9 protein-coding genes are annotated in these 7857 nt (G+C 48.6%); all 9 read left to right on the forward strand.

The window, feature by feature from the left end:
• The coding region (locus tag QUA47_RS29425; RefSeq protein WP_333433406.1) for a CPBP family intramembrane glutamic endopeptidase at positions 1–530 on the forward strand (530 nt) is incomplete at its 5' end.
• 71 nt (positions 531–601) lie between these two features.
• Entirely contained in the window at positions 602–1357 is a 756-nt protein-coding gene (locus tag QUA47_RS29430; protein ID WP_333433407.1) for an SDR family oxidoreductase, read from the forward strand.
• Between the two features lie 270 nt (positions 1358–1627).
• On the forward strand, positions 1628–2593 hold the full coding sequence (locus tag QUA47_RS29435) for an SDR family NAD(P)-dependent oxidoreductase (RefSeq protein WP_333408141.1): 966 nt from the start codon (positions 1628–1630) through the stop codon (positions 2591–2593).
• Between the two features lie 73 nt (positions 2594–2666).
• Positions 2667–3578, forward strand: a complete 912-nt coding sequence (locus QUA47_RS29440; protein WP_333408140.1) for an alpha/beta hydrolase — start codon at positions 2667–2669, stop codon at positions 3576–3578.
• A 344-nt stretch (positions 3579–3922) separates the two neighbouring features.
• Positions 3923–4882: a zinc-dependent alcohol dehydrogenase family protein gene (locus QUA47_RS29445; protein ID WP_333433408.1), complete on the forward strand. Its 960-nt coding sequence runs from the start codon at positions 3923–3925 to the stop codon at positions 4880–4882.
• A 49-nt stretch (positions 4883–4931) separates the two neighbouring features.
• Positions 4932–5201 carry a hypothetical protein gene (locus QUA47_RS29450; RefSeq protein WP_333433409.1) on the forward strand — a complete coding sequence of 90 codons (270 nt, stop codon included), beginning with the start codon at positions 4932–4934 and terminating at the stop codon, positions 5199–5201.
• 261 nt (positions 5202–5462) lie between these two features.
• Positions 5463–5816, forward strand: coding sequence for a nuclear transport factor 2 family protein (locus QUA47_RS29455; RefSeq protein ID WP_333433410.1), 354 nt, complete (start codon positions 5463–5465; stop codon positions 5814–5816).
• Between the two features lie 129 nt (positions 5817–5945).
• Positions 5946–6692: an SDR family oxidoreductase gene (locus QUA47_RS29460; RefSeq protein WP_333433411.1), complete on the forward strand. Its 747-nt coding sequence runs from the start codon at positions 5946–5948 to the stop codon at positions 6690–6692.
• 167 nt (positions 6693–6859) lie between these two features.
• A complete protein-coding gene (locus tag QUA47_RS29465) occupies positions 6860–7756 on the forward strand; it encodes an alpha/beta hydrolase (RefSeq protein WP_333433412.1) in 897 nt (298 codons plus the stop codon).
• Positions 7757–7857: the final 101 nt, after the last annotated feature.

Below are 7857 nucleotides of genomic sequence, written 5' to 3' on the forward strand. Positions count from 1 at the left end.
TTCATACCCCTAAGATTCCATTTTCTGTCATTGAGATGAAATGGAGCTTGGGTGTAGGTGCAGCGACGACAATCATTGTCCTGTTGCTCGATCGGTTCATGAAACCTGCTCTACCTGAAGCGCTACAGGCATCCAATCACACAGAACCAAATTGGCTGAGTTCACTTACTGCAATGCTTTATGGCGGCCTCACTGAGGAAATTCTGATGCGCTGGGGCTTAATGTCGCTGCTTGTTTGGATAGCGTGGAAAGTCTTAAAACAAGGCATTACGTTGCCAAGCCAAGGAATATACCAAGGTGCGATTGTGCTAGTAGCGCTGGTATTTGGACTTTTACACCTGCCCGTAACTGCCGCGATAGTTCCACTCACTCCGCTTGTGATCATCCGAGCGATATTACTCAATGGGATTGCTGGCATTGCTTTTGGTTGGCTCTTTTGGCAATACTCGCTTGAGGCTGCGATGTTATCCCATGTCAGCTTTCATGCCTTTTCCTTTGCTCTTAGCCTAATGCTTGCAAGATTTGTCTAAGCTTTTTTCTAAAGCGATTTCACGATTATTTCAAGAAAGAACAACCGGACTTAGATTTTAGGAGAAATAGAATGATACTTCAGGATAAAGTGGCGCTAGTCACTGGCGGAACTTCAGGAATTGGTCGAGCAACCGCGATCGCTTATGCCCAACAACAAGCAAAGGTTGTTGTTGTTGGCCGTCGAATGGATGAAGGTGAAGAAACTATTCGATTGATCAAGAAAGCTGGCGGAGAGGCGATTTTTGTGCAAGCGGATGTCACGAAAGAAGCCGATGTTGAAGCAATGGTTGATAAAGTGGTGAGTGTTTTTGGTCGGTTAGATATTGCCTTTAATAATGCAGGAACTGTCGGTGAAAATCCCTCACTGATTGAGCAACCAGAAGCGGAATACTATCCCATGATGAACGTCAATGTCAAAGGCGTTTGGTGGTCGATGAAATATGAAATTGCTCAGATGTTGAAACAGGGAAGTGGTTCGATCGTCAATACGGCATCTGCAAATGGAGTAGTTGCACTTCCTAGCGTACCTCTCTACACCGCGAGTAAAAGTGCAGTAATAGGCTTGACAAAAGCGGCTGCGCTCCAATATGCCAAAGCAGGTATTCGCATCAATGTCGTTGCACCAGCAGCAATCGAAACAGACATGTTTGAAGCAGCTACAGGTGGGCAAGATGAAGCCAAAGCTTACATAACAGGACTTCACCCGATCGGACGGGTTGGAACACCTCTTGAAGTTGCAAATGCAGTCCTGTTTTTATCATCTGACCTGGCATCGTTCGTAACAGGTGAAACGTTGATGGTAGATGGTGGGTATGTAGCGCAGTAGTCGATCGGCAGTGCGACACGTTGCGACCAAGTAGCGATCGACCTGCATCATCTGCTCGATCACTCTCCGTGCCGTTGGTTCCTCAAGGGCATCCCGATAGTACGCAGTGTTTGATTGAGCAGTAATACATCCAAAGGAGTCCATCATGACGACAACACTTGCAGGCAAAGTTGCACTGGTAACGGGTGGTTCTCGCGGTTTAGGAGCGGTGATCGTAGGGTATGCGAAAGATCAAAACTCTTACACTCACAATTAACGAAAGGAAAAGAAATGGCTGAAAAATTTGGTGCAAAATCGACCGCCGACGAGGTGCTTTCCGGCATTAATCTCAAGGGAAAGCGATTTCTCATTACGGGTGCATCGTCAGGCATTGGGCTTGAAACCGCCCGCTCACTGGTCTCTCACGGCGCTAGCGTCGTCGGCGCGGTCAGGAACCTCACTAAAGCTGAGCTAGCCACTGCATCGGTTCGTGATGCCGCGTCGCAGGGCGACAGCCTGGAGTTGATCAATCTCGATCTGGCATCCTTGCAAAGCGTTCGTGCCTGTGCGGATAAACTGTTGGCTGACGGTCAACCGTTCGATGCCATCATCGCTAACGCTGGCGTTATGGCAACTCCGTTCGGTCGGACGATCGATGGCTTTGAAGTCCAGTTCGGAACCAACCATCTTGGTCATTTCGCCCTGATCAATGGGATCGAGCCGCTGCTCGTCGATAATGGACGGCTGGTAGTCCTGTCGTCGCTCTCACATCGTGGTGCCGATATCGACTTGGACGATCCGAATTTTGAGCAACAGGCATACGATCCATGGGTCGCCTATAGCCGATCGAAAACCGCTAATTCCCTGTTCGCTGTGGAGTTTGACAGGCGGCATCGCGATCGCGGCATTCGGGCTGCTTCGGTGATGCCCGGAAACAGTCTCACGGACCTGCCCCGCCATTTCTCGCCAGAGGATTTGCAGGAACTTTTGCAGACCGTTGACGCAGCGCGCACCGAAGCGAGTCTGCCGCCGAAAGAGTTGAAAGAAATTCCGCAGGCAGCCGCAACGTCGGTCTGGGCAGCAGTCGTAGCTGACAAAGACGAGATCGGCGGACACTATCTCGAAGATTGTGCAGTTGCGCCGATCAATGACACGCCCAACCCGTTTGCCGACGGCGTAAGGTCGTATGCACTTGACGCTAACAAAGCTAAGCAGCTTTGGGCGAAAAGCGAGGAATTGATCAGCGCTGTATCCTAAAGGTTTTCGACTTTTGTCAATAAAATTTAGATGCGTTTACCCTGGGATTTGGAATAGTCAGGAAAAACTATTCATGAGAAAGTTCATTCTTCGGTTAGTTATTATCGTTCTGGTTGTCAGTGTGCTTGTTGGCTCTGGTTGGCTGAATCGCGCAACTCCTGCTTCAACTTGTGACATCGCAACTCGCTCTACCCAAATCGGGAGTGGAACGCTTTCCTATAATCAAGCAGGGACAGGACAGCCGATTTTACTGCTGCATGGATTATTTGCCGAGAAAGAGCAGTGGAATGGCATGATGTGCGAGTTGGCTAGAGCAGGCTATCAAGCGATTGCACCCGATCTACCCGGTTATGCCAAGAGTACTGGATTTACCGTGAAAGACTATGCACTAGAGAATCAGGTAGCCCTCTTGCACCAGTTTGTCGAGCAGCTAAAGATTCAATCCCTTGAGGTTGCAGGTAGCTCGATGGGGGGCACGATCGCAGCCCTTTACAGCCAGCTTTATCCCAACCAAGTTCGCAGCCTCGCCTTTATCGGTTCACCGCTAGGCGTAACGAATTGGGCAACTAGCGTCAGGAAATCGATTATTGAGGGCATCAATCCCTTTATTCCGATTACCAAAGAGCAGTTCGATCTAGAAATCAGTCTGCTTTTCGTGACGCCTCCTACGATTCCGGATGAGGTCAAAACCGAGAAATTGAACGATTATGTGAATCGTAATCGAAATTATCAACAGACTTGGGACATTGTGAATCTTTATGATGATGTGCTTTGTCAGTTGCCTCACAGTCGGGTTCCGACCCTGGCAATTTGGGGTCAGGAAGACAAAATCTATGATATTCGGGATGTCGATCGCTCACATCGCTGTCTTCTAGGGAGTCAAATTATTCAATTACCCAAAGCAGGACATTTGCTGTTGATCGAAAACGCTCAGGAAGCAGCATCGAATTATCTTGGTTTTCTGAAAACAATCCAAAATCGATAGACGAATCAAGCATTCAGCAATTAGGCTTCAGTGTCGAGGAATTGAATTTCAGCCAGTTGTTGGCTAATGACCTGAACATTAGGGTTACAAAAGAAAGGAGATCACTATGAGAAACAATGGAACGACATGACTATTTAGTTAAGTTGCACATCGCCTTTGGCTGGGAGCGAGAAAACTTTTTTGGTGTGCTACGAGGCTGTGATATCTGCATTTGCTACTAAACGGTAACTACCTTACCAAATCGTGCTGGCTTACGAAGTTAGGGAGAACTTACCTACGCTGAATGGTATTGAAATCCGTCGCTGTTTATTCTAAATCAAGGAGAGTTGGCACAGATGGAATCTATGAAAGCAGCCGTATTAACTGCGTTTGGTGATGCTGAGAAGTTTGAGATTCAAACGGTTCCCACACCAACACTGAAGGCGAATCAGGTGTTAGTCAGAGTTTGTGCAACCTCGATTAACCCGATCGACTACCAAACTCGTCGTGGTGATTACAAGGAACTGGTTCGATTACCCGCCATCCTTGGAGTCGATGTTTCAGGGGTGATTGAGGCAATTGGCGAAGCTGTGACTGATTTTCAGGTGGGAGACAACGTGTATTACTCACCGCAAATTTTTGGAGAATTCGGTAGCTATGCTCAGTATCATGTGGCTGATGCAGCGATTGTTGCATTGAAGCCTGCAAATCTATCGCACGTTGAAGCAGCTTCTTTTCCGCTTGCAGGCGGAACTGCTTGGGATTGTCTAGTGACTAGGGGCAATCTACAACTTGGTGAAACAGTTCTCATCCATGCGGGTGCAGGCGGAGTGGGTTCGATCGCAGTTCAACTCGCCAAAGCGATCGGGGCATACGTTTTTGCGACGTGTAGTTCTAGAAACCGAGATTTCGTGACAGAATTGGGCGCAGATCGGGTGATTGATTACAAAAGTGAAGATTACGTAAAAATCATTCGTCAAGAAACAAATGGACTCGGTGTGGATTTAGTTCTAGATACGATCGGCGGAGAAACAATTCAGCGTAGTCTAGAAATTATTCGTCCCTTTGGTAGGCTTACAAGCATTGTAGACGTTGCAATACCGCAATCGCTTCTTGAAGCATGGGGCAAGAATCTGACGATTCATTTTGTTTTTTCACCCCAGTACCGAGCAAAATTAGAGGCTTTGACAAAACTCATTGAGCGTCATCAGCTCCGCCCAGTGATTGATTCAGTATTTTCTTGGGATCAGGTCATTCTGGCACATCAACGTATAGAGCAGGGAGGAACACGGGGCAAAGTTGTGCTGAAGTTTACAGAAAACTAGACCAAATTTACGGCGTTGGTAATTGCTAAACGGATTGGAGTTTGATTGTGTGCTGAAGGTCAATATTGATTGGAACAGGATAAACAGGATGATACTGCAAGATAAAGTGGCTTTAGTTACTGGAGGAACATCGGGAATTGGCAAAGCAACCGCGTTAGCGTTCGCGCAGCGTTCCGAAGGAAAGCTTAACGAAATTATCGCTTTTGGTACTGCTGGCGCAAAAGTTGTCTTCAGCGACAAACCCGGTGTAGAAGAGGAAGAAACTGCTGCTCTTATTTGCGAGACTGGAGCGGAGCGCTTGTTTTCAATCGAACAGTAATACCATAAGAATCTGAAAGAAGTTAAGTGTTGGAATTCACTACAATTAAGTTAGTTAAGACAAAGACGAACTGTACACAAAGTATATAAACGTCGCATAACAAACCCATTGCACACCAACCGTATAAAGGTGGTTAGTTGAGTACGAAAGATTCCTGGTAACGGGTGAACGGGACCGATCGTCGGTCCCGTTGAGGAGAGTGATGCACTGGTAGAGAGACCGTTCCGTTAAAGCATCCACTTGAATAGAGGAGGGATTCAGATGTCAGAGAAAAATAAAGCAATCTTAGAAGAGGCAAATGCGGCGAACGCTGCAGGCAACTATGAAGGATTCTTGTCATTCTGCACCGACGACACGCAATGGACGTTTGTAGGCGACAAGACCCTTAACGGAAAAGAAGCCGTTCGCCAATATATGGCAGAGACATACATAGAGCCGCCAAAGTTTACGGTCACCAACTTAATCGCTGAGGGTGATTTCGTCACGGCACTCGGCGACATCACACTGAAGGACGAAGACGGGAAGGCGGCTCATTACTCGTACTGCGATGTCTGGCGCTTTCGCGGCGACAAGATGATCGAGTTAAGGGCTTTCGTCATCAAAACCTCGGTCTGACCCGCCGTCGTCGTTCACGTCGTTTTCAACCTGCTCACTATCCCGGTGATGGCAATCGCTGGCATGGGCTGAGATACGATCGGAGTTCAATTTTTGAAAGTCAATATTGATTGCAACAGGAGAAACAGAATGATACTGCAAGATAAAGTGGCGTTAGTCACCGGAGGCACATCGGGAATTGGTAGAACAACGGCGATCGCTTATGCCAAACAACAAGCAAAGGTGGTGGTAGTTGGTCGTCGAATTGATGAAGGTGAAGAAACGGTTCGATTGATTAAGAAAGCTGACGGAGAGGCTATTTTTGTGCAAGCAGATGTCACGAAAGAAGCCGATGTTAAAGCAATGGTTGATAAAACGGTTGACGTTTTTGGTCGGTTGGATATTGCCTTTAATAATGCAGGAGGGGGCGGCGAAAATCCTTCATTGATTGAGCAAACAGAAGCTGAATACGATCGCACTATGAACGTCAATATCAAAGGCGTTTGGTTGTCGATGAAATATGAAATCGCTCAGATGTTGAAACAGAGAAGTGGTGCAATCGTCAATATGGCATCTGTGGTTGGAGTCGTTGCACTTCCTAACATACTCCTCTACACCGCGAGTAAACATGCGGTAGTAGGTTTAACAAAAGCTGCTGCACTCCAATATGCCAAAGCGGGTATTCGCATTAATGGCGTTGCACCAGGGGCAATCCAAACAGATATGTTTGAAGCAGTTACAGATGAAGCCAAAGCTTACTTGACAGGACTTCACCCGATCGGACGGGTTGGAACACCGCTTGAAGTTGCAAATGCAGTTCTGTTTTTATCATCTGACCTGGCATCGTTCACAACAGGTGCAACATTGCTGGTAGATGGCGGGTATGTAGCGCAGTAGTCGAAAGGCAGTGCGAGACGACAACACTTGCAGGCAAAGTTGCACTGGTAACGGGTGGTTCTCGCGGTTTAGGGGCGGCGATCGTAGGGTATGCGAAAGGTGTCCAAGATTCCAAATCTGAGCGTCGAAGTTCAGTCGGAAGAAAATCAAAAAAAGAGAATTGTACGATGAAAATACGCTACGGGTTTCGACAGGTTGGTGATGTCGAAGTGTTTTACCGCGAGGCGGGGGCAAGCGATGCGCCAGTGATACTGCTGTTGCACGGCTTTCCGACCGCCAGCCACATGTTCCGCGACCTGATCCCTCTGCTTGCCGATCACTTTCGGCTTGTCGCGCCGGATCTACCTGGTTTCGGACAGACTAAGGCACCGTCACGCGGGACGTTCGACTACACGTTCGACCGCCTTACCGACGTGATCGAGGGCTTCACCGATGCTTTGTCGCTCGATCGATACGTACTCTACATCTTCGACTACGGTGCGCCAGTAGGTCTGCGTCTGGCGATGCGCCATCCTGAACGGATATCTGCGATCGTCTCGCAGAACGGCAACGCTTACCTGGAGGGTTTCAGTGACGAATGGGGTTCGTGGGAAACCTATTGGCGCGAACCGAGCGCAGCGAACCGGGAAGCCTGCCGACCCTCGCTCGCACCAGACACAATCCGGAACTGGCAGTATGGCACCGGAGCCGATCCACACCTTTTGTCGCCCGACGGCTACGAACTCGACATCGCCTACATGGCGCGACCGGACGCGGAGGAGATCCAGCTCGATCTGATCCTCGACTACCGCAGCAACGTCGCACTTTATCCAGCCTTCCAGTCCTACTTTCGCGAACACCGTCCGCCGCTTCTCGCCGTCTGGGGTCGTCATGATCCGGCATTTCTGCCCGCTGGTGCTGCCACTTATCAGCGAGATCTCCCGGATGCAAAGATTCACCTGCTCGACGCCGGACATTTCGCGCTGGAGACTCATGCAGAGGAGGTGGCAACGTTGATCCGTGCGTTCCTCGACAGAACGCTCGGTTCCACGCTGCGTCTTGAAGGTGATTGCACAAGAATCTGACAAAACATCCTAAGAATCTGAAAGAAACCGAGCATTAGGATTCATTACACTCAGACTATGAAAACAGCAGATAGAAGCAAAAACACATTCTTTGCGATAAG

Origin of the sequence: Microcoleus sp. MON2_D5 (assembly GCF_036701905.1) — a bacterium.
GTDB lineage: Bacteria > Cyanobacteriota > Cyanobacteriia > Cyanobacteriales > Microcoleaceae > Microcoleus.